This window comes from uncultured Fibrella sp. (assembly GCF_964250085.1).
GTDB lineage: Bacteria > Bacteroidota > Bacteroidia > Cytophagales > Spirosomataceae > Fibrella.
Genome location: NZ_CAXUEC010000006.1, coordinates 127871 through 148605, shown reverse-complemented (window position 1 = coordinate 148605; position 20735 = coordinate 127871). Strand labels below are relative to the sequence as shown.

Below are 20735 nucleotides of genomic sequence, written 5' to 3'. Positions count from 1 at the left end.
GTGGATAATCGGAAAGCGTAGCTACCAGCGGCGATTAGTGGGTGGGGTCCAGTCCCGGTCTGAGTTGCCCCGGCCATAGGCATAACTGCCCTGATTATAAGATCTGTATTGCTCATAGGCGAACAGGCGGTTGCGTTGAGCAGGCGACAGAATGGCGATGACATCCTGGCTTTTCTGCCACAGCATTCGTTGCTGAATGCCCGGATTGCGCGCCGCCTGGCTCAGTTCACGGTCATAGTAATTTTCGATGTTCAGCAGGTCTTTCTTCTGCCGACGGCTCAGGTCAACGATCTGATCGAGCTGGCGCAACTGGAATAAATCCTGCCGACGATCAGTGTCATACCGACCACCACCCTGGTTTCCATAACTAGGTCCGTTGTAGCGAGGGTCGGGAGTAGTGTAGGAGCCACGGTCATACCGTGCGTTAGGTTGTTGGGCTAGCGTTGCTCCGCCTGTTACTGTTAACAGAAAAGCCGCAAAAAGCAGGGGACTGTTCATGAGTATGAGCATTTAATGAGTGAGGTAAACAGACAAGCAGATCGTTGCAACGGAATCTATGGATTAGAGGGAGTGGCCTTGGGAAGGTTTAATGACCGCTCAAAAATTCTGTATCTTCCTGAATCAGGTATTTACTGAAAGGCTTATTTAGCAACTTGTATTAAATTATTCGGCAATTTTCCAGTTTTAAGGAACCATATTGAAAAAATGTCGTTTTTTGTACGATGCTTCTTTTTTCGTTTATGGGGAGCTACCACACTGTCTGACAAATTGCGCTCAGTTGATTACCAAGTACTCTTGTTTGCGTCTTTGGATCCCTGTTTTGCATCTTTTGTAGAAAAGTGTTTTTTTTAAGTTTTCAATTTTTATCGTTTTACAATCATGCAAACAGGAGTAGTGAAGTTCTTTAATGAGAGCAAAGGTTTTGGTTTCATCGTCGATGACGAGTCAAAAAAAGACATTTTCGTACACATCACTGGCCTGAACGGGCTAACCATTCGTGAGAATGATCAGGTGTCATACGAAATCGTTGATGGCAAAAAAGGCCTCAACGCCGTTAACGTAAAGAAAATGTAGAGAAAAGGGGAAACCCGATCTTTCTATGAATCATAAAAAACCCGCTCTGCTTCAGAGCGGGTTTTTTTACGACCAGTAGGTGCGCACTATCGCCTGGCCACTTGTGGTGCTTTAGGCGAAAAACGCACTACCGTATTTGAAACGGGCTTCAGCGATTTCAGGTACGTATAGATAGCACCCAGGTCCTGTTCCGTCATGCCGGCATACATGCCCCACGGCATCACCGAGTTGAAGCCATCTTCACCAACGGGCAACTGTGCCTTATCGGCGGTTGTACACGCTTTGAACCGGGCAATAAATGCTTCTTTGGTGTAGGTAGCCAGGCCCGTAGTATGAGGCGTAATGTTGGCCGAACGGACCGTACCGCCAGGCATTGGAAACTCACGCCCACCCGCCATATACATACCGGGTAAGGGCTCTCCCTTATCATTAACCGGGGTGTGGCAGTCGTTGCAACTGGCAAAGCTGGTTAAATAGCGGCCATAGGCCAACTCGTCCGATGGGTCAGGGCGGGGTTTGTGTTCACTTTTACCAGGAATTGTGTTAAGGATAAACGTCATCGGAAAGTCAGCCGCCGACGGTGGAATAGCCTTATTCTCAATTGGCTTCAATGACCGGATATAGGCAATAATGGCTTCGATATCAGACCGGTCGGCCTGCCCGAAGCTCTTGTACGGCATCACTGGAAACAGCGCATGACCATCACGACTTACGCCACTGGTAATGGCCCGGTAAATTTCGCCATCGCTCCACGTACTTAGGTGGGCAGGGGTAATGTTAGGTGCGTAGAAATTTCCTGGGAATCCCCATTCGCGGATAAATCCTTCGCCACCCTTGCCTTCAGTACCCGCCACCATTGGCCCGTTTAGTTTGGTCCAGTCACGGGTTGAGTGGCAATCGACGCAAACCGCCACGTGATTAGCCAGGTAGTGCCCTCTGGCTAGTTGGGCGGAGTCGGCGCGGATGGTTAGCTCGGGTGGTGGACCAACGTTGGGCAGCGCATACCGGATGTAGAGCAGCCCGGCACCAACTAGTACAAATACCAGAAGAAAGAGCCAGCCCAGCAGACGTATAACTCGTTTCATGCCTGAAGAAAGAGTGAGAGAGTGAACTCAATACTAGTTAATTGTATCCGTAGTTCCGCCCGTGATTGTCTGTGCATTGGTATCGATTTATTACACGGTTGCAAAAGTTTGTTCAAGACATAAAAAGCCCGAACCGATTCATTGGTTCGGGGATGACCAATAGACTACCGGTTGGTTGATGTTCAGGACGAGGCGGCATATCCGGGAATAATGGCAACGTACCTACTTGGCGGTGATTATAGCAATGGTCAGGCGGCTGATGCAGACCAGCCGTTCCTGCTCATCAGTGATCCGAATGTCCCAGACGTGGGTTGTGCGGCCGAGATGAATGGGCGTGCATTTACCGTATACCCAACCCGAGGTTGCCGACCGAATGTGATTGGCATTTATTTCGAGGCCTACAGCCCGCTGGGTGGTTGGGTCGCTGAGGCGAAGAAAAGAGGCGACGCTGCCCAAGGATTCGGCCAGTACGACCGAAGCGCCGCCGTGCAAAATGCCGAATGGCTGGTGGGTACGTTCATCCACTGGCATACGGGCTGTAACGTGCTCATCGGTAGCTTCCAGGAACTCGATACCAAGGTGACCAACAATTGACTTTTTGTTAAGCTCAATTAAACTCTCTAGTGTTAGCGTAGACTTCATAATGCGCTGATTTTTCTGTATTTTTGCGGCCGAATTAGCCTACCGAAAGGTAATACAAACTGCTTTGGCACATAAAGACATTTATATAATTCGCCACGGTGAAACTGACTACAACCGCCGGGGCATTGTGCAGGGCAGTGGTGTCGACGCAGACCTGAATGAGATGGGCCGGGCACAGGCTATGGCTTTCTTTCAGGCGTATCAGCATGTGCCTTTTGCCAAAATTTATACCTCTACCCTGATACGTACCTATCAGACGGTCGAGCCGTTTATCGAACTGGGGATTCCCTACGAAAAACTGTCGGGCCTGAATGAGATTAGCTGGGGTATTATGGAAGGAAAAATTCCGAATACGCTCGATGACGATTACTACCGCAACCTGATCGAAAACTGGTCGGCAGGTAATACGGCGTTGCCCACTGAACAGGGAGAAAGCCCCGAACAGGTGGTTGCCCGGCAGCGCCCGGCGATCGAATACCTGCTGGCCCAGCCCGACGAATCGCCGGTTCTGGTGGCCATGCACGGCCGGGCTATGCGTATTTTGCTATCCTGGTTGCTAAATAAACCGCTGGCCCGGATGGATGAGTTCGAGCACAGCAACCTGTGTTTATATAAACTAACCTACCAGTCTGAAGCGGCCTCGTTTACGCTCGATATTGCCAACGATACGTCACATCTTTTGGCTGTCAATACGTTCTGATTCAATCGGTTAGTGTTACATTTTACCCGATTTTCGGCCGGGGCAATCCTCAACGCAAGTACCACTTTTGTCGATCTTAAAGGTGGCTCCATCTTTCTTGACGGTAGTTTTTCCCTGTAAGAATGCGCCGGAGACATTCTCATACTGGCAGGCGATCACTTCTTTCCAATTTTCATCAACGTATCCTTCCAGCCCGTTTCGACGTACCCAGCGCAGGCCTTCCGAAAAGCTGCTGCCAAACGAGGAGTAGTTGGGAATTGGGTCATTGAGACGTTGCCCATCGGCATTGATAAAGTACGTACTCTCTTTTTTTATAACTAAAGCTTTTCCATTTTTGAAATTGCTGACTTTATCGAACTGACAGGAAACTACTTCTGCCCATGTACTGGTATTCAGATAGCCCCAGGTCGCTCCTCTTCGTACTGGTATTGGGTTTCTAGTTTCGTCGATATATTCATCGTAATACTGACCAAGATCAGTAGGCTTACCCTGTTTGTCGATGAACCGATAGACAGCTTCTTCTTTTAATTTTGCCAGGGCTTTATTGGCCGCAAATCGCCATAGTTTATCATAACGCTCAGGGATTACTGTCTCGCCTTTTTGATTTATATAGCCATAAACGCCATCGCCATCCTGGTCAGCCCAGGCCAGTTCTTCGTTAAAATACCCCACCTGTCCAGTAAATACACGGCCGCTAGTGGTCATGTAGCTAACTTTATTGTTTAGTGTTACCTGGAATACCTCTGAGTTAGGTCTGCGTTCCAGTTTGTCGTAGATGAGGGGAATAACCGCATTGCCTTTGGTGTTAATTACGCCCCATTTATCCCCTCGTTTCACAATCGCTACCTCGTTGCTGAAGTCTTCAGCACTCTGAAATATAATGGGAATTGCCTGCTCACCGATCTTATCAACATACCCATATAGGCCATTCTTCAGCACGCGCCCCAGCCCACTGCTAAAATTCCAGGCATCGTCGAAGGTGCATTGGATCACTTCCAGCCCCTGTTTGTTAACGTACCCCCATTTGCGATTGCGTTTTACGTAGGCCAGCCCTTCATAAACAGGTCCCACCATATAGTACTTGTCGCGCCAGTTTTTGACTTTGGCTGGCGGCCGAACGGCCTCCACAACGCGCGGCTCTTTGCGTTTTACCGGCGCAACCACCACCGGTGTGGGCGGCTGTTGGCTTTTCTTGAGGCGGGCAATTTCTTCGGGAGTTTGGGCAGAAACCGCAATAGTCCCCAGACATGTCAGCAAACCGATAAGCCAACGTACCCAGCCCCGCGAGTTAGTCTTCATAAGTAAGTGCGGTAGATAATAGTATAAGACAACGCGTTAACGTCTTGATAAGCAGCCTTCAACGCATACGCCTTTCAAATTGATTCTGAAGATGAGACCATTTCGTCTTACGGTGGCCATTCCATTAGAAAACCCAGTCGTATAATCATAAGTGCAGGGGATGACCTCCTGGGCCTTTTCATTAAGGTATCCCCACCTTCCGTTACGTTTTACTTCAATGAGTCCTTCGGAGAATGTGCCTATTGACTGATAGAGAAAAGGAGTGACTTCCTGCCCCTGCTGGTTGATGCAGCCCCACTTACCATTTTGTTTTACTGCAAAAAGATCTTTAGCAAAAAGTAAAGCCGCTTCCCATACACAAGGAATTACTTCCTGCCCGTTTCTATTGACAAATCCATACTTGCTATTCCGCTCCGCGTAAGCTAGCTCCCCAGAGAAAGAAGAAACGTAGCTATATAAGTCTCGCCAGCTTTTGGGCTTAGCGACGCCTGTCGGTCTAAATTCGGGTGTCGTAACAACTACTAATGCAGGAGCCTGTTGACGAGTTTTCCTGAGTTGGGCAATTTCGGCCGGGCTTTGAGCGAAGCTGACAGGAGGTATCAACCAGGCCAGCAGGCCGACGCACCAAAGGGCGGTCCAATGTACCCAGCCCCGTAAGTTAGTCTTCTGCTCCATACGTGGCGAGTTTTCTGGACCAGGCCTGTGCCTGGGCGTTGGTCGAGTCGAGTTTCATGATATTGGTCGTTGCTTTTCGGGCTATAGCGCGGTTGGCGCTTATTGCCCAGGTTTCGGGATCATTGAGTAGGGGGACCAGTTCATTGGCGAGCCGGTTCGCAGCGCGCACGCGTAGTTTTTTTGGGTTTACATCGGGTAGGTTTAGCGCGGCGGTATACAGGATCCAGTTTGTGTAGGCATCGAAATCAGAGCGGTCGTAGGCGGCATTGAAGCGTCGGGCCAGGAGGGGGAAGTCCCGGATGGCCCGCATCGAGTCAGGGAATTCGGCCAGTGGGTCTGCTACTGGAAGCCGGGCTGTGTCGGCTGGTGAGTAGGCCGCTGAATCGGCCGCCATAGTGGCCGAACTGTCTACTGCCTGAGTGGGTTCAACAACTTGTTCAACCTGTGTTGGCTTTGGCTGCGGCCTGAGCCAAATGTAAAGCAGTAGGGCCGCAATGGTCAGGCCCAGGCCTGCCTGAATCAGCCTGTTTCGCTCGCGAATCGGTTTCAGCTCGGCTTCACGGTTGATTTTCAGTTTATTACGTTCGGTTGTCAGGTTTGCTACCTGTGCCTGTAGGGTGTTGTTTGCCACCTGCAACGTACCTGCTTTTGCGGTTTCAATGGCCAATGTTTCCTGCACGCTTGTCAGTTGCTGTTGCAGGGTGGCCAGTGAATCCTGAGCGGCTTTTCGCGCTTTTTGCAGTTCGCTCTGTTCATTCAGTAACCGGCCGTTATACGCCTTCAGAATTTTATATTCTGCCTGGGCGGTTTCGCGTTGAGTCACTGCCTCGGCCATGCGCCGGGTGATGTCGGTGGTATTGGGGGGTTGCTGGCTGGCCACAAAGGCGGCGAGTTCTTTGCCATTGGTATACCGCTCGGCTGGTTTTTTAGCCAGGCATTTCATCACCACCAGTTCCAGCCAGGCGGGGTAGTCAGGTACGTTGGGTTGGCGGCCCGTTTTTGCGGTAATGAGTGCGGCGCGGGTAGGCCAAATGGGCGGAACGGGCGCGGCGGCGTGTTTTTCCTGAATTTTTCCCCGCTCGGTGGTAGTTCCGGTTTTTGCCGGAAACGGCACCTCACCCGTCAGGCACTGATACAGCACCACCCCCAGGCTGTAGATGTCGCTTTGGGTAGTGGCCACCATGTCGTCGAACGTTTCGGGGGCCATATATTCAATGGTTCCCGCTCCGCGCAGGCTCGACCGGCGGTCGTTATCCACAAAGGAGAGCCCAAAGTCGATCAGGACCCATTCGCCGGTGGGGCGTTGCATGATGTTCTTGGCAGTGAGGTCGTTATGAATAATGCCACCCCGGCCTTTCACCCGCATTCCGTCGGCATAATCCAGGTCGAGTACGTCGCAATGGCAATATTGAAGCGCGCTGGCGGCATGGCGAAGCACGCACTCGGTTTCGGCCGCCGATAGGTACGTTTCCTGCTGAATGAGGCTATTCAGGTTTACGCCCCATTCTACCCTCGGCCCGTCGCTGGTTTCTTTATAGTCGCCGATAAACTCCATTTCCATCGATAGCCGGCCGCCATTGTCCGACAGGGCATAGATTGCCGCAATGTTGGGGTGGTTGCTGTTGCTGAGCCGCATGAGCACCTGCTTCTGGCTTTCGAGCGATTTGGGTGGAATTGGCTGATGCAATTCGCGCACGGCCCGAATGCAGTGGAGTTTTTTATCCAGGGCTTTACGCACAAACGCCTCGCCGCCGTTGATGACCGACAGGAGGTGATACTTTTCTTGAATGGGATCAATACGTTCGCTTGCCATGCGGGTGTGGAGCGTTAGGTGGTGGGGGTAGACGTGGGTTCGGCACTAATGAGCAACATCAGGCCGTCACCTAATTCGATCTGGTCGCCGGGGGCCAGCAGGTGGCTCACGCGCAGGTCGTACAGCCGGATGAGTGCCCCCTGAGCGGTATGTACTTTGAGTTTGTTTTTAGGTGGAATACCCCCTTCTTCTGCACAAAGCCACAGCCCGGTTGGTTTAACCACGATTCGGGCATGGTTGCGGCTAATCATCTTGTTGGATTCACCCTCCCCACTGTTGAAATCGGCTTCGGCGGCATCGACAAAGGCAATGGCATTGAGCCTGTACTGACCCGACTCGAGCCGGGGGCGCAGGCCTCTGCCAATTGTATAGACTTGGCTGTCAGTTGGTTCAAGTGTATAATACGGCTTGTGGAGCTGCCCGTTCAGTGCTTCGAGCCGCAGGGCAACAGCGATGCTTTCAAAAGCGGTTGGCTGCCCCTGCTTCAGCAACAGCAGGGTGTACGGGCCGCGCACGAGCGCATCGGGCCAGTCCGGCGGCGTGGCCGTGATCTCCCAGTTGAACAGGTACGTATCGGGGAGGGTGATGCCATAGTCGAGCAGCTTGCGGTGGAGCAGCAGCCTGAATTCGTCTGTATCGAGGGCGGCCCTACAGGATTCTTTCTCGGTGGATGTGGTGCAGGTAACAGCCAGCCTCAGCCCGGTTAGTTTGTGCTTATCAACAAGCTGGTATGGAGTCAGCAGGTTTACGATTGCCCCAACAATTGTTTCTTTGCTATGGCCGGGTACGTTGTTTTTTGGGGTCAGCCAGTCGAAAATGCCCATGAATCGTCGTTTGGTTAAGTGTGGTTAGTTATTGGCAGGAAAGCTACCGAGGTAGCCGTGCCTGATGAGTACCGGAACCAACTGCCTGTTGGCCAGCGCCACCGCGTTTGCCGATTTGTCACCTTCTTCAATGCGGATGCAAACGACAGTGTGTGACCGGCCCGATGGCGTGGGTGCAAAAAAGGCGTACCACCCATCGAAAATAGATCGGCCCCGGTAGTTGGTTCGGGCTGGTGTGCCTGTTTTGCCGGCTACAACAATATGGTTATCAGCCAGATTTCCTTCCGATTGTTTCCGCATGAACCGGGTGAGCAGGGCGGCAGCTTCGGGCGTGGCGATTCGGCGACGGATGAGCGTGTCGGTCTGGTGGGTAAACCGGGACTGCACCAGTACGCCCCCGTTGGCGATACTGCCCACCAGCCGGGCCAGAGCCAGCGGTGTGGCATCGAGCCGACCCTGCCCCCATGCAATCCATGAAAATTCGCTCAAATGTTTGGGGTTAATGGGGTTTGATGTTGAGTAGAAGGCCCGATTTTTCAGAAACACAGAGTCGCGCCAGATGCGCTGGGTACGTGAGGAGACTATAGCGGGAGGCGAAAAGAGATAGCCCCCTGTACCCTGTAGGTGCATCCCCGTTGCGCGGTACAAAGCGGCCATTGAACTGTCGAGGGCGAGGTTGTTGGCCAGTCGAATGAAATAAACATTGCTCGACTTGACGATGGCTTTTTCCATGTCTACCACACCGTTTGGCTCAGGGGGCGGGCCGAGCCTGATTCGCTCGGCCGACTGAACGGAGTAGCGGATGTCAGCGGCGGCAGGTCCGGCCTGGTTCAGTGCAGCCAGGGCCGTAAGTAGTTTGATGGTTGAACCGGGCGGCGTTGGGTACGTTATGCCTGGATCGCGGTCGGTCACAACGTGGTCGAGTCGCCGTTTCTGGCTGTCGGGCAGCAGCAACTCCCTTGGATTGGCCAGATTGGGTAACGGATTCACCGCCGAAGCCAGTACTTCGCCCGATGCGGCATCGATAACGACTACTGAGGTACGCTGCTCCGAAAAATCAGACTGGCGGATGGCCGTTTGCAGGGCCATTTGCAGGGCCGCGTCAACGCTTAAGGTGACATCACGGCTTTGTTGGTTAAATTCCGCCACGCGGTTGCTATTGGGGCCTGCTTTCAGTAACGGTTCCAGTTGGCTGTAGTCGTATCGTTTCAGATGGTAGGTGGAGTCGATGGCTGGTGTGCCCCGCTTTGCTTTATACCAACCGGGCAGCTCAATCTCTTCCCGGCCGTTGGGGGCGGTACTGAAGCCCCGTAGAAAGGCAAGGTGTTCATGTTCGGCGCAGTAGCCATTCTGCCCACCCCACAAAAGTTTGGTGTTATAATCGCCGGTCCAGAAAAACAGATCGGCACCAAACGGGTAATACCGGGCCTGGCGGCTGGCTAACAGGGTATCCAGCCGCTGTTGGGTCAGGCCTGTTTCAACCGCATCGAGCAGGGTATTTGTTTGTGCGCGTACCGAGTCGGGCGAACTGGTTGCCAGCAACAGCCCGTTTCGGTCATAAATAGACCCCGATTTGAGGCGGGCCATCAATACGTCGATCCGGGGATTATAGCTCATAAATAATACGCCGTTCCGGTCGGGGACAATGGCTTGTCTGGTGAGGTAATACCCTGGTCGGATAACCTGATACCAACTTAATGCGCCCACCAGAGCTACCAGCCCGATGAGCTGGCCGGTTGCCGTAACCTGGAGGGTTTTATTGAATAACGTGCTGATATAGGCTGATTGAGTAGCGGCACCCGGCCGGGCCGACACACTGCAAATGAGCCCAAAGGCCGCCAGATTAATGCACATCGAACTCATGCCGTAGCTCAGAAAAGGAACGGAAACCCCCGTGAGCGGAATAAGACCAAAGGAGCCGCCGGCGATCAGTAAAAACTGAACACTGGTGGCAACGGCAATACCGGTGCAGATGTAAAAGCTAAACACCTGCCCCGCCCGCCCGGCAATCAACAGGCTGCGGTGGAGTAACAGGCCTATCAGCAGTATAACGGCCACCAGCCCCAGCCAGCCGATTTCTTCGCCCAGTGTAGCCAGAACCATGTCGGTATGGGCGGCGGGCATGTTGTTGGCAAACCCTTCGCCAATGCCCTGCCCGGTTAACCCGCCCGATGCCAGGCTCCAGATGCTATGGGCCAGGTGGTCGCCACCCTTGTTGAGGTTATACCAGGGACTTAACCACATCGACTTTCGCTGGGTGAGCCGGTCGCCTACCCCCGGCAAGCTGTCTCCCACGGCAAACAGAGCCACAACCAGCATGAGTAGTATGGCCGTGTCGTAGATCCGTTTTTTCAGGAACGAGTAGGCCGTTAATCCCAGCGCGATAATACCCGTTGCTACCCACTGGATCGTTTGGCGTACATCTGGGTTGGCATCGGTGTTGAGTAGGCTACTTAGCAGCCATAGTAAGGCTATATAGGCCAGCAGGGTAACAAAAGCCTCGCCCAGATCGCCCCGCGTGATACCGTACAGCAGAATAAAGGTGAGGCAAATAACCAACGCCGGTCCCATGTCGCCAGCGATCAGGTATAAAAGGAGGACGAGTGCCACCAGACCACCCACCCACAGTAGGTTTTGTAGTCGCCAGGCCGGGCGTGGTGCTTTTTGCAGGAATTCGCCATTGACCGAGAAATAACCGGCCAGACCAATAACCAGCAGAAACTTGGTTAGCTCACTTGGCTGAAATTTACCGATAATGGGCAAGCTGAGGTTTACGTTTACGCCACTCCCAGCGGGTCCGCTCCCCACGGCCACCACAAGCACGACTAGCCCAACTGCCAGAACGACCCACGTAAAACCGGGCAGGTTGTAGATGGTACGATGACGTAGCCAGTATAACCAGTCGTAATGGCGTTTGGTGTACCAGGCAGCCACGTTCATCTGCGATAGCAGGGTCAGCATGAGTAAGCCTGCCACTACACCGTAGACTGTCTTTTCGGCCAGAATAAGGTCACGGAGTGGATCCTGAAGGCTAAATTGCGTAAGTAGTGAGAGCCCCGTGAGTATCATCAGCATGGGAAGCAACAGCGGATCGCCGGTGAACTGTCTGATTCGCCAGAAAAAAGAGGCCGACCAGAATGCGCCGAAAAACAGAAAGAGCAACAGAATAAACCGGCTTTTGAATTGGGAAGGCGTTCGTACCGTAAGGGCCTGGTCTGCTTTTAATCGCTCACGTACCGAATCAGAAAATAACCGGACAGAGGTAGGGCGGACCCCGGGGAACTGGCTATTATCAGGTTTTCGAACCTCGGCGGCCCGCACCCGATAGCTTCTTCCCCCCAGCGAATCGATTTTGGTGAGGGCAACCGAAATCGTTTGTCTGCTGAGTTCACCAACGTTTGGAAGGGTGTGGTGCTCCAGATAACCCGAAAGCGTACTGACCAGCAGGTCAACATCTGCCGGGTCGGTGAGGGCATGAGTGCGCTGCAACAGCCGCCGTAAGTCCCCTGTACTGAGTGGTTTCGCCAGATTAACGATGGAGCCTTGCCGATAGCCGGTCATCGCCTGGTCGAACTGGCCGCTTAGGGTCCAGAATAACCGGGCAAACAGGCAGGTCAATAACACGCTGCCAAGCAGCATAAACCTGAATTCTGACTGTCGTGCGGGAGAGCTTTTCATGGCCGGCCGGTGGGTGTGGTGGGTGACTGGGGGTTTGTCTGGCTACCGCTTACCGCCGACCCAGTTGTTGGGGGTGCCGCCGTTAACGTACCTGAAATGACGCTACCTGAAAGGCCTGTGCCCGACACCAGCGTACCTGACAGAGCGTGAGTCGAATCAGAAGCAGATAGAGCCGAAACCGGTTTGTGTGGCCTGGCGGTTATGTAGGCAGTGGCCCAACTGCCTAGTGCTGCGCCCGCCAGTAGGGCCACTGCCAGCCAGCCAGCGAAAGCCGAAAATGTAGCTGGTGGTCGCCAGCCTGAGGTCGGCATTGGTAGCGATACGGCTACAGGTACGTCCTGGCTGGGTACGTTATCAGGTTGGTCGGCCCCGGCTGATAGCAGGCGTGTTTCATCAGCGGCCCCGGCAGGTGCCTCGTCAATGGCCTTCTGTGGTTGTTGTGTTTCCGGCACAGAAACGAGCTTGTCTTTGCCCTGAAGTGGCTGGCTGGTGGCAAGTACAACCGTAATATTATCCAGACCACCCGCCGTATTGGCCGCGCTGATCAAAGCCTGCACCCGCTTACCGAGCGATACCGGCCGGGCCAGAATGTCTCTGATGGTGGCCGAGGTAATCATGTCGGTCAGGCCATCGCTGCATAGCAACAGATCGTCTCCGGGGTCATACGCTGTTTCGCCAGACTCCAGAAAATCAGGATCACTGATGCTGTGCGGTTCAAGCCCCACCACCTGCGTTACCTCATTGCGGCGCGGGTGATGCATGGCTTCTTCTTCGGTAAGTTTTCCTGTTTCTTCCCGCATACCCACTACTGAATGGTCGTGGGTGATCTTCTGCAACTGCCCGTTCTGATGGCGGTACATGCGCGTATCGCCAACGTGTGTGAAATACAGCAGGTTGTTGTCTGTATCAATAATGGCGGCCGTGAGTACGCAACACATACTCGACAGTTTTTCGTCTTGCCGCCCTTCGGCGTAAATCCGGTTGTTGGCCGTGGTAACGGCTTCCTGCAACAAGCGGGTAGGGGTAGTCCCGTTTAGCTCGCGGGTTAGGTCCAGTAGTGTATCGCGGGCGATAGTGGCGGCTCTATCGCCACCCCGATAGCCGCCAACGCCATCAATTACGGCGAGCAAGGTTAAATGAGGTGCCCACAATCGAGTGCAAATGTAGGTATCCTGATTGTCAGTACGGCGCATACCCGGGTGGGTATCCGCGTGGAAAGTGAGCAGCGACATGGGTCAGTGTGGGTAGTTGCGGCGGTGCCAACTGGCAAATATTACTACAGTAATAACCAGCAGGATAACCAGCAGTAAATTAACCATAACGGTAGGTTGGTTATTCAGTTGAGGCGTTGAAAGCGTAGTTCAATACGCCCGCTCAACAAAATGGTAGCGGTGTTGGGAAGCAAAGACCAGGCTGGGTTATTGCCCGGTGAACCCGGCGGAATTTGCCGCTCATTCACCATAACCGGCGATTTTACCAGCGACAGAATTTCGTATTTATCGTCTTCGCGGTTGTATTTGATCCGAACGTGGCGGTCAGCCACAAAGTCAGAATCGATACCTAGTAGAAAAGACGAATATTCGTCTGAGGGTTCACGCCGTTTGATCGTGATCTCATCATCTTTCATATACCAGGTTGCCAGTTGGCCCGCCGTGGGGGAGTACTCTATTTTGGCCAGTGATTCGCCAACCACCGATTTGATCGATTCCGTTTTGCGAACCAGATCAGGGTTGAATTTATCACGGAAGATGCCCGTCGCCACAAACTCAAGACCGCTGAGTAGCTCCAGGTTGATGTCGAGCGTTTTGTATACGTTCGAGTTTCGGGGCTTAAACGTAGCCCGAATGGTGCCCGATGTGCTTTGAATTGCCCCGGTGGGCATTCCTACTACCCGAATCTGAGTAGGGTCAATGAGGTCGTCGCCCAACGACGTACCTGGCTGGTAGCTGAACTGCCAATAGCCAGCTACGCCGCCTTTCCGCTCTTCAGACCGTTCCCGGATAATGGTATACATTTCATCGAGCAAGTCTTCTGTAATGACCGGAAAAAAAGGGAAAAGATCGTTGTATACATCCGGGTGAATGACGACCAAATAGTACATGTCGAACAAAACCCGCCGTTTCAACGACTTCTCCTGAATACTGGCCTGAAAGCAGGCAAGTAATTCGTCCAGCAGTTTCTGGTTGGTGGGGCGGTCAGGTGAAGCTACTACCGAAGCGGGAGCTGCCACTGGTGGAATTAGCTTGGCTTGCAGTCTTGACCAACTCTCCATTAAGTCAGTTAATAAACTCATTGTCAGCGGTGGTTTGGATAGGCAACAAATTTATTCGTAAAGACATAGTAACCAAAGAGTCGCTAGACTTATTACTAAGCAATTATCAGAATTGGTATTATTCAGAATTTCCTGAACGCCCTACTCGTTTAATAGTCTGATGTAGTCGGGTTGATGCAGGCCAGCTACCGCTCATCCGGCTCGATCTAAGGTTTATCCACGCAATAGGCAATTTCCCACAAACAACGCTTTCGCCAGCACATATTTGTGTAGTTTCGTTGGCAGGCCTATAGCAGGCCTGCTTTAGTTTGCATGTCGAAACAACGTATATACTGGTTTTGCCAGATCGTCGGCTGGACACTGCTTATCATGGTTGACTTCATCATCTACTGGATCGATGATGGCTTTAAACCGGAAGTGTTCTACCTGGCTATTGCCGACATTATGCTGGGCATTAGCCTTACGCATCTCTACCGCCTCACTATTCAGCGGTGGAATTGGGTGCGCCTTCCCTTTCTGCAACTGGTTCCCCGCGTGCTGGCATCGGTCATTGTGCTGGCCTTCATCATGTCTATCATCAACGTACCTGTAGATCTGGAACTGATTATGAATCAGCAACTGCACGGGCTTTCGTTTTTCATGGCCACAATGGTTAGCTGGGTAAAAACAATGCTGGCCTGGGTGCTGAGTTATACGGCCTATCACTACGTGGAACGTACCCGCCAGGCCGAGATTGAAAAGATCCTGTTGAAGTCGTCGATTCGGGAGACGGAAGCAAAAGTGCTGCGATCACAGTTGAATCCTCATTTTATGTTCAACGCCCTGAACAGCATCCGGGCATTGGTGTACGAGAATCCGCAGAAGGCACAGTTGGGTATTACCCAACTCTCGAATATCCTGCGCAACTCACTGCTAGCCGACCGGCGCAAAACCGTTGAGCTACGCGAAGAGATAAAAACGGTGCAGGATTATCTGGCCCTCGAAAAGGTCCGCTATGAGGAACGGCTCGATTGCCGCGTTACCGTAGACCCTCAGGCCAATTACTGGCAGGTGCCCCCCATGATGCTGCAAACCCTGGTCGAGAATGCGATCAAGCATGGCGTGTCGAAAGCAGTAAACGGTGGTTTTGTTGAGTTAGTCGGGCGGATTGTGACTGGTAGCACCGGGCGTGACGAACTCCATATTAGAATACGAAATACAGGTACGTTAGGCGACAAGCTGGCGTCAGACGGGTTTGGCCTTAAAAACACATCGCAACGCCTCGATCTGCTTTACGGCTCCGAAGCGTACTTTACCATTGAACAGGAATCGCCCGGCATTGTAGTGGCGAACGTACAAATTCCCCAACAGTCAGACAGTATTTTTAGACCCGAACGAGAAACCGTAAATCAGTGAATGGTTATTGGTTGATTGGTTATTGGTTGCTTCGCTCAGGTACGTTACGTCTCCAAGCGAAGCAACCAATAACCAATCAACCAATAACTATTCACCGATAACTGACCATGAGAACCATTATTATCGATGATGAGCGGCTGGCCCGTAACGAACTACGCCGCCTGCTCGAAAACTTTCCGAAAGTTGATATCGTGGGCGAAGCCGCCAATGCCGACGAAGCGTTGCCAATGATCGACGAGCTACAGCCTGACCTGCTGTTTCTTGACATTCAGATGCCCGGCAAAAATGGATTCGAGCTGTTGCAGGCTATTGAAGGGAAAGCACCGGAAGTTGTCTTCACAACGGCGTATGACGAATATGCCATTAAAGCATTTGAATTCAATGCGCTCGACTACCTGCTGAAACCCGTTGATCTGGCGCGACTCAGTGAGGCCATTCACCGGGTTGAGGAGGAATTGCACCAGAGCACAGTTGCCGAACGGCCGGGTGCGGTGAAAGACCATACCAAACTACTTGGTGAGAACGATCAGGTGTTTGTGAAAGATGGCGAAAAATGCTGGTTCGTCAAACTGGGCAAAGTGCGGCTGTTTGAGTCAATGGGTAACTACGTACGCCTTTACTTCGACGATCAGAAGCCATTGGTATTGAAGTCATTAAATGCACTCGAAGACCGCCTTGATCCGGCTACTTATTTCAGGGCAAACCGGAAACACATCATTAATCTGCAATGGATCGACAAGATCGAGCCGTGGTTTAGCGGGGGGTTACTCGTAACGCTACGGGGCAGTAATGACAAAATTGAAATCAGCCGTCGTCAGGCTATTCGCTTCAAGGAAATGTTGAGCTTATAATAGCCTGGTCGGTCGTTAACGCAGTAGTCCATAGTCTGGATAGTCACCTACGTGCGACTATCCAGACTATGGACTACTGCGTTAACGACCGACCAGGCTAAAAGGCAAATAAAAATCCCTGCGTTCAAACTGACGCAGGGATTCCGTACCCACCGTAACTTGTACTTAACCTAAAATGAAACCATAAGGGTTAACCCCTTACCAAACCTAAACGTACCATTGTTTAGAATCAATGTTGAAGTGGCCTGTTCGATCAATGAACTACGTCAACGGCAGTTGCCTCAGACGCCACGCCCACTAATCAGCCTAAACAGGACCGCTATGATTGCTATCACCAATAAAGCATGAATTAATCCTCCCATTCCAAAACTGTTGAATCCTAAAAATCCAAGAGCCCAGATGATAATCAAGATCACTGCTATTGTGTACAGCAAATTTCCCATAACGTTCGTGTTGTTGAGTAAATCAGAAAGCTTAACTAAGCTCGCATTCTGATAACCTCATTGGAAAATTCCGTGCCAGTTCACTTCCTTCTATTGTTAGTAACATAAAAATAGGCCTTCATTGAATGAGAATGAGGCAGATAGGCCTCAAAAAGGCCATTCTCAGCAACAGCGAAAAGCAGGCGACAGGATCTGACCTGTAGAAATTATTCCCCAACTATTCACCACTTCATAGGCACCAACTCCACACTTTTCCCCAATACACACTACCACCGCAATCGTTCCTTATTTGGGTTAGTACTTATTAAATTAGCTAACTGCTTCTATACGGGTCATTTATCCATGTACGTACAGTTTATTGTCGTGTAGCCGAAAATCAGGCATCATATTTTATAGTAATTGACTGAAAACGAAGAGTTAAAATTACGTGAGCATACTATGAATGGGGCAAGAGTAGGGGGTTCGGCGACTAATTACACCTTCAGACCGGCCATTAACACCAATATGACGACTACGAAGCACGTGTTGATAGTAGATGATGAGGCCGATATTTGCCTGTTGCTATCTGGATTGCTTCGCCGATTGGGCTATCAGCCTACCTGCGCGCATTACCTGGAAGAAGGACGCCAGTGTCTGAGTCGTCAACACTTTGATGCAATATTTCTGGATCTGAATCTGCCCGACGGAATCGGATTCGATCTGTTGCCAATAATCAAAACAGGACTCTCACTATCAGAAAGCCCTAAGGTGGTGATGATTAGTGCTTTCGACGGCATGGCTGAGCGCAAGCGTGCCAGCGATCAGGGTGCCGATTATTTCATGGGAAAGCCCTTTACCCGTAAAACTGTTGAACAGGCATTAGAGTCTATACAGGTTTAAATGCACCTTTGTCGTCTCTATTTTGTTGTACACTGTGCAAGGCTAGTAACAATACACTAGAAGCACCAACACAGCCTTGTCCACCATTCCTTCGACCCCGAGGCGGCATTACTGACCGAATCGGGTATTTTCTATGGAAAAAATCCTGATCATCGACGATAACAATGACATCTGCGTTTTACTGGAGCGTTTTCTGGCCAAACAGAAATACAAAACCGCATCAGCGCAACGAGGTGAAGATGGGCTGTTGCTGCTTCGAAAGGAATCGTATGATCTGGTGATATGCGATTTCAAACTGCCCGACACAGACGGACTCGAGATGCTGCGTCGCATAAAAGTGCTCAGTCCCAATACGGCCGTTATTATCATCACAGGTTATTCCGACGTTCGCATAGCGGTTCAGGCGCTGAAGTATGGCGCATTTGATTACGTAACCAAGCCACTGTTACCCGACGAAATCCTGTATACGATTAAAGGCGCGTTGGATAAAAAGGGCGTTACAACCGTTAAAGCGGCAACTCCTGTAGTTAATGAGCCCGAAAAAATTGTTGCTAAACCCTCCCGAACTGGACGAAACGACCTGGCCCCAAATGGGAAGCGGTTCATTTTCGGCAAAAGCCGGGCCGCTGAGCAACTTCAGAAACATATCGAGTTAATTGCCCCTACCAATATGTCGGTGATCATCACCGGCGAAACTGGTACGGGCAAAGAGTTTGTAGCCAATGCTATCCACTTGAGCAGCAAACGGGCCGATAAGCCGTTTGTGGCTATCGATTGTGGTGCATTATCAAAGGAACTGGCTGGTAGTGAGTTGTTTGGCCACGTAAAAGGAGCATTTACCGGTGCCACCTCCGATAAGATGGGTAGCTTCGAATACGCTACCGGAGGTACGTTGTTTCTGGACGAAATAGGTAATCTCTCCTACGAGAATCAGATTAAACTATTGCGTGTTTTACAGGAGCGAAAAATCAAGCGGGTGGGTGGCAACAACGACATCAACGTAGATGTTCGCATCTTATGCGCTACCAATGAAGACCTGCGCGATGCAGTGCGTCAGGGGCGGTTTAGGGAAGATATCTTTCACCGGCTCGATGAATTCCGCATCGACCTGCCTGCCCTTCGGGAGCGCCGTGCAGACATCATGATGTTTGCGGAACATTTTCTGGAGCTTGCTAACCGGCAGCTAGAGAAAGATGTACTGGGCTTCGATGAAGAAGCTAAAGAGAAATTTAAAGACTACTACTGGCACGGCAATTTACGCGAACTACAAAATGTGGTGAAGCGGGCCGTATTGTTAACGCAGGGCGATTACGTGACCGTCGATGTGTTGCCGCATGAGATTGTTTCGCCAACGTATATATCGGCCGAAGAATCGGCCAGTTTTGTTGTCGACGCTGTTCGGCCCGGTTCTCCCCCTATCATGCAACAGGCTTCTCAGGGAGGTAACTTAAAATCGGTCTCTGAAAGTGCTGAGCGGGCTGCAATCCTGAAAGTGTTGGAAAAAACGGGTTACAATAAGACTAAGGCCGCTGAAGTCCTGAACATCGATCGCAAAACGCTGTATAACAAGCTGAAAGCGTATGATATACATCTTTAGTTTGAAGTACTTCGCTGATTGACAAACAAATGATCAGCGAAGCACTTCAAATTAGAGATTAGTTGAAGCTATATCCGATTGAGAGAAGGCCCACTCCGTTTTTGGCATTACTAAACACCGCCTGTGACGCTGTAGTATTGGCAATTTTCTGCAAGCCCTGTGTGTAACGTACGCCTAGCAGAACTTGACCGAAGTAAACGTTCAGGCCACCCGCCAGACCATAGTCGACCCGGTTAAACTGATCGGCGTTGAGGTTAAGGGCTGAGTTGACAATACCTGAACTACTCACGCCCGAGTTTAATAAGTAACTGGCGTAAGGACCTGCCTGAATTTCCACTGCATCCCCCAGTTTGAACGTGGCCAAAACAGGCAAGTCGATGTAATTGAGATTGAATGAATAATTGTTGTCTTGTCCTAAAATGCGGGAGTTCGTTGACGCGCCTTTGTTTACATAAAGCAACTCAGGCTGGATGGCGAAAGCAGACCCTACCGGAATTTGAGTGAAAATACCCGCGTGGAAGCCAATCCGTTCTTTGCGATTCGAAAAGTCGACTTCATTGAACTGAAGTGTGCTGGCCGAGAGACCTCCTTTAATACCGGTACGTACCCGAGCCTGGGCTTTAGCGTCTGTGTTTGCCGACAGAATACCAGCGGTAGTGAGTAGTATTAATGCGAGTGTTGTGATCGATGTTTTCATGACGTTATGAGTGATTGTTGTGAAAGTTGGATGATACAAACTGAACTGTATGTTTGATAAACTGTGAAGATAAATCTGTGCCAGTTTAGGAGTTCTATAAGTCTGGCTTTGCTTAATTTGTTAGTAGACAGGAAGTTGGCTTGTTTTAAAATTGCACTTCATCTGTACTGGCCGAATCTATTTGTGCGCTTATTGCGGATCGGATTCCACACTTCCGGCCTATATGGACAACACAAGAACTTGGATACGTTAATTAATTCTGTTTAACTTCTACGTGGTTAATGGGCTGTATTGGCTAATTTAGCTGTTCATCAAGTAACTCAGCTTTACCTTCTTATCTGGCATGCTAAACGCTACATCAACAACAGTGAAGACGATTCTGATTGCCGACGACGATGCCGACGATCGCCTATTCATGATTGAAGCGCTTCGGCATAATGGGTTTCGCCACGAGGTGAAATTCGTCGAGGATGGGGAAGACCTCATGGATTATCTGACGCATCAGAACGGATTTACTGCTGATAATGCACCGTTTCCCAGCCTGATTCTGCTTGATCTGAATATGCCGCGTAAAAACGGTTTCCAGGCACTGGCCGAAATTCGCGGTAATACCGTGTTGCGGCGTTTGCCAGTAGTAGTTATGTCGACTTCTATGGCCAATGGTGATGTAGTTAAGACATATGAGATTGGGGTAAACTCATACATCGTGAAACCTCATAATTTTAATCGGTTGGTCGAAGTGATCAACTCGTTGAAATATTACTGGCTGGAAACAGTTCAGTTACCGGATTAATAAACAAATGGGCGGTAG

Annotated in this window: 19 protein-coding genes; 7 read left to right on the top strand and 12 right to left on the bottom strand. The window is 51.0% G+C overall.

All coding sequences use genetic code 11. The features are described 5' to 3' along the window. Positions 1-21 precede the first annotated feature (21 nt). Entirely contained in the window at positions 22-498 is a 477-nt protein-coding gene (locus ACFE8Q_RS19115; protein WP_375447035.1) for a hypothetical protein, read from the bottom strand. A gap of 381 nt (positions 499-879) precedes the next feature. Here ACFE8Q_RS19115 and ACFE8Q_RS19110 point away from each other — a divergent pair, with 381 nt between their 5' ends. Then, positions 880-1074 (top strand): cold-shock protein, encoded by a 195-nt coding sequence (locus ACFE8Q_RS19110; protein ID WP_085412350.1) that lies wholly within the window; start codon positions 880-882, stop codon positions 1072-1074. A gap of 86 nt (positions 1075-1160) precedes the next feature. Here the strand turns inward: ACFE8Q_RS19110 and ACFE8Q_RS19105 are convergent, their stop codons facing one another. Together ACFE8Q_RS19105 and ACFE8Q_RS19100 are read right to left on the bottom strand one after the other, a co-directional pair. After that, positions 1161-2159, bottom strand: a complete 999-nt coding sequence (locus tag ACFE8Q_RS19105) for a c-type cytochrome (protein ID WP_375447034.1) — start codon at positions 2157-2159, stop codon at positions 1161-1163. Positions 2160-2381: 222 nt separating this feature from the next. Beyond that, entirely contained in the window at positions 2382-2801 is a 420-nt protein-coding gene (locus ACFE8Q_RS19100; protein ID WP_375447033.1) for a hotdog fold thioesterase, read from the bottom strand. Between the two features lie 64 nt (positions 2802-2865). On the opposite strand from ACFE8Q_RS19100, the gene ACFE8Q_RS19095 reads away from it, so the two are divergent. Then, the gene (locus ACFE8Q_RS19095; protein WP_375447032.1) at positions 2866-3501 is read left to right on the top strand and encodes a histidine phosphatase family protein; all 636 of its coding nucleotides are present in this window, start codon (positions 2866-2868) and stop codon (positions 3499-3501) included. A gap of 15 nt (positions 3502-3516) precedes the next feature. Here ACFE8Q_RS19095 and ACFE8Q_RS19090 read toward each other — a convergent pair whose 3' ends face one another. The 7 genes from ACFE8Q_RS19090 to ACFE8Q_RS19060 form a co-directional block, all read right to left on the bottom strand. Further along, positions 3517-4800, bottom strand: a complete 1284-nt coding sequence (locus ACFE8Q_RS19090; RefSeq protein ID WP_375447031.1) for a WG repeat-containing protein — start codon at positions 4798-4800, stop codon at positions 3517-3519. Between the two features lie 36 nt (positions 4801-4836). Then, complete coding sequence (locus ACFE8Q_RS19085) at positions 4837-5475, bottom strand: WG repeat-containing protein (RefSeq protein ID WP_375447030.1); 639 nt, start codon at positions 5473-5475, stop codon at positions 4837-4839. Further along, positions 5459-7288 carry a protein kinase gene (locus ACFE8Q_RS19080; protein WP_375447029.1) on the bottom strand — a complete coding sequence of 610 codons (1830 nt, stop codon included), beginning with the start codon at positions 7286-7288 and terminating at the stop codon, positions 5459-5461. Before ACFE8Q_RS19080 ends, ACFE8Q_RS19085 begins: the two co-directional genes overlap by 17 nt. 14 nt (positions 7289-7302) lie before the next feature. Next, positions 7303-8112, bottom strand: a complete 810-nt coding sequence (locus tag ACFE8Q_RS19075; protein WP_375447028.1) for an FHA domain-containing protein — start codon at positions 8110-8112, stop codon at positions 7303-7305. Positions 8113-8136: 24 nt separating this feature from the next. Further along, the gene (locus ACFE8Q_RS19070) at positions 8137-11790 is read right to left on the bottom strand and encodes an FtsW/RodA/SpoVE family cell cycle protein (RefSeq protein ID WP_375447027.1); all 3654 of its coding nucleotides are present in this window, start codon (positions 11788-11790) and stop codon (positions 8137-8139) included. Next, positions 11787-12983 (bottom strand): protein phosphatase 2C domain-containing protein, encoded by a 1197-nt coding sequence (locus ACFE8Q_RS19065; protein WP_375447026.1) that lies wholly within the window; start codon positions 12981-12983, stop codon positions 11787-11789. The genes ACFE8Q_RS19070 and ACFE8Q_RS19065 overlap by 4 nt, the downstream gene beginning before the upstream one ends. 143 nt (positions 12984-13126) lie before the next feature. Next, the gene (locus tag ACFE8Q_RS19060; RefSeq protein WP_375447025.1) at positions 13127-14083 is read right to left on the bottom strand and encodes a hypothetical protein; all 957 of its coding nucleotides are present in this window, start codon (positions 14081-14083) and stop codon (positions 13127-13129) included. Between the two features lie 291 nt (positions 14084-14374). Between ACFE8Q_RS19060 and ACFE8Q_RS19055 the strand changes: the two genes are divergently transcribed. Beyond that, a complete protein-coding gene (locus tag ACFE8Q_RS19055; protein ID WP_375447024.1) occupies positions 14375-15457 on the top strand; it encodes a sensor histidine kinase in 1083 nt (360 codons plus the stop codon). A gap of 107 nt (positions 15458-15564) precedes the next feature. Continuing rightward, complete coding sequence (locus ACFE8Q_RS19050; RefSeq protein WP_375447023.1) at positions 15565-16308, top strand: LytR/AlgR family response regulator transcription factor; 744 nt, start codon at positions 15565-15567, stop codon at positions 16306-16308. Positions 16309-16589: 281 nt separating this feature from the next. On the opposite strand, the gene ACFE8Q_RS19045 is transcribed toward ACFE8Q_RS19050, so the two are convergent. Next, a complete protein-coding gene (locus ACFE8Q_RS19045; protein ID WP_375447022.1) occupies positions 16590-16751 on the bottom strand; it encodes a lmo0937 family membrane protein in 162 nt (53 codons plus the stop codon). Between the two features lie 504 nt (positions 16752-17255). Between ACFE8Q_RS19045 and ACFE8Q_RS19040 the strand changes: the two genes are divergently transcribed. Then, positions 17256-17630, top strand: coding sequence for a response regulator (locus ACFE8Q_RS19040; RefSeq protein ID WP_375447021.1), 375 nt, complete (start codon positions 17256-17258; stop codon positions 17628-17630). A gap of 133 nt (positions 17631-17763) precedes the next feature. Continuing rightward, a complete protein-coding gene (locus ACFE8Q_RS19035; protein WP_375447020.1) occupies positions 17764-19227 on the top strand; it encodes a sigma-54-dependent transcriptional regulator in 1464 nt (487 codons plus the stop codon). Between the two features lie 58 nt (positions 19228-19285). On the opposite strand, the gene ACFE8Q_RS19030 is transcribed toward ACFE8Q_RS19035, so the two are convergent. Beyond that, positions 19286-19924 (bottom strand): porin family protein, encoded by a 639-nt coding sequence (locus ACFE8Q_RS19030; protein WP_375447019.1) that lies wholly within the window; start codon positions 19922-19924, stop codon positions 19286-19288. 343 nt (positions 19925-20267) lie between these two features. Here ACFE8Q_RS19030 and ACFE8Q_RS19025 point away from each other — a divergent pair, with 343 nt between their 5' ends. Continuing rightward, entirely contained in the window at positions 20268-20717 is a 450-nt protein-coding gene (locus ACFE8Q_RS19025; protein ID WP_375447018.1) for a response regulator, read from the top strand. Positions 20718-20735: the final 18 nt, after the last annotated feature.

Coding starts and splice junctions, on each gene's coding strand:
- ACFE8Q_RS19115 (WP_375447035.1), bottom strand. CDS start 498: ATGAACAGTCCCCTGCTTTTTGCGGCTTTTCTGTTAACAGTAACAGGC.
- ACFE8Q_RS19110 (WP_085412350.1), top strand. CDS start 880: ATGCAAACAGGAGTAGTGAAGTTCTTTAATGAGAGCAAAGGTTTTGGT.
- ACFE8Q_RS19105 (WP_375447034.1), bottom strand. CDS start 2,159: ATGAAACGAGTTATACGTCTGCTGGGCTGGCTCTTTCTTCTGGTATTT.
- ACFE8Q_RS19100 (WP_375447033.1), bottom strand. CDS start 2,801: ATGAAGTCTACGCTAACACTAGAGAGTTTAATTGAGCTTAACAAAAAG.
- ACFE8Q_RS19090 (WP_375447031.1), bottom strand. CDS start 4,800: ATGAAGACTAACTCGCGGGGCTGGGTACGTTGGCTTATCGGTTTGCTG.
- ACFE8Q_RS19085 (WP_375447030.1), bottom strand. CDS start 5,475: ATGGAGCAGAAGACTAACTTACGGGGCTGGGTACATTGGACCGCCCTT.
- ACFE8Q_RS19080 (WP_375447029.1), bottom strand. CDS start 7,288: ATGGCAAGCGAACGTATTGATCCCATTCAAGAAAAGTATCACCTCCTG.
- ACFE8Q_RS19075 (WP_375447028.1), bottom strand. CDS start 8,112: ATGGGCATTTTCGACTGGCTGACCCCAAAAAACAACGTACCCGGCCAT.
- ACFE8Q_RS19070 (WP_375447027.1), bottom strand. CDS start 11,790: ATGAAAAGCTCTCCCGCACGACAGTCAGAATTCAGGTTTATGCTGCTT.
- ACFE8Q_RS19065 (WP_375447026.1), bottom strand. CDS start 12,983: ATGCGCCGTACTGACAATCAGGATACCTACATTTGCACTCGATTGTGG.
- ACFE8Q_RS19060 (WP_375447025.1), bottom strand. CDS start 14,083: ATGAGTTTATTAACTGACTTAATGGAGAGTTGGTCAAGACTGCAAGCC.
- ACFE8Q_RS19055 (WP_375447024.1), top strand. CDS start 14,375: ATGTCGAAACAACGTATATACTGGTTTTGCCAGATCGTCGGCTGGACA.
- ACFE8Q_RS19050 (WP_375447023.1), top strand. CDS start 15,565: ATGAGAACCATTATTATCGATGATGAGCGGCTGGCCCGTAACGAACTA.
- ACFE8Q_RS19045 (WP_375447022.1), bottom strand. CDS start 16,751: ATGGGAAATTTGCTGTACACAATAGCAGTGATCTTGATTATCATCTGG.
- ACFE8Q_RS19040 (WP_375447021.1), top strand. CDS start 17,256: ATGACGACTACGAAGCACGTGTTGATAGTAGATGATGAGGCCGATATT.
- ACFE8Q_RS19035 (WP_375447020.1), top strand. CDS start 17,764: ATGGAAAAAATCCTGATCATCGACGATAACAATGACATCTGCGTTTTA.
- ACFE8Q_RS19030 (WP_375447019.1), bottom strand. CDS start 19,924: ATGAAAACATCGATCACAACACTCGCATTAATACTACTCACTACCGCT.
- ACFE8Q_RS19025 (WP_375447018.1), top strand. CDS start 20,268: ATGCTAAACGCTACATCAACAACAGTGAAGACGATTCTGATTGCCGAC.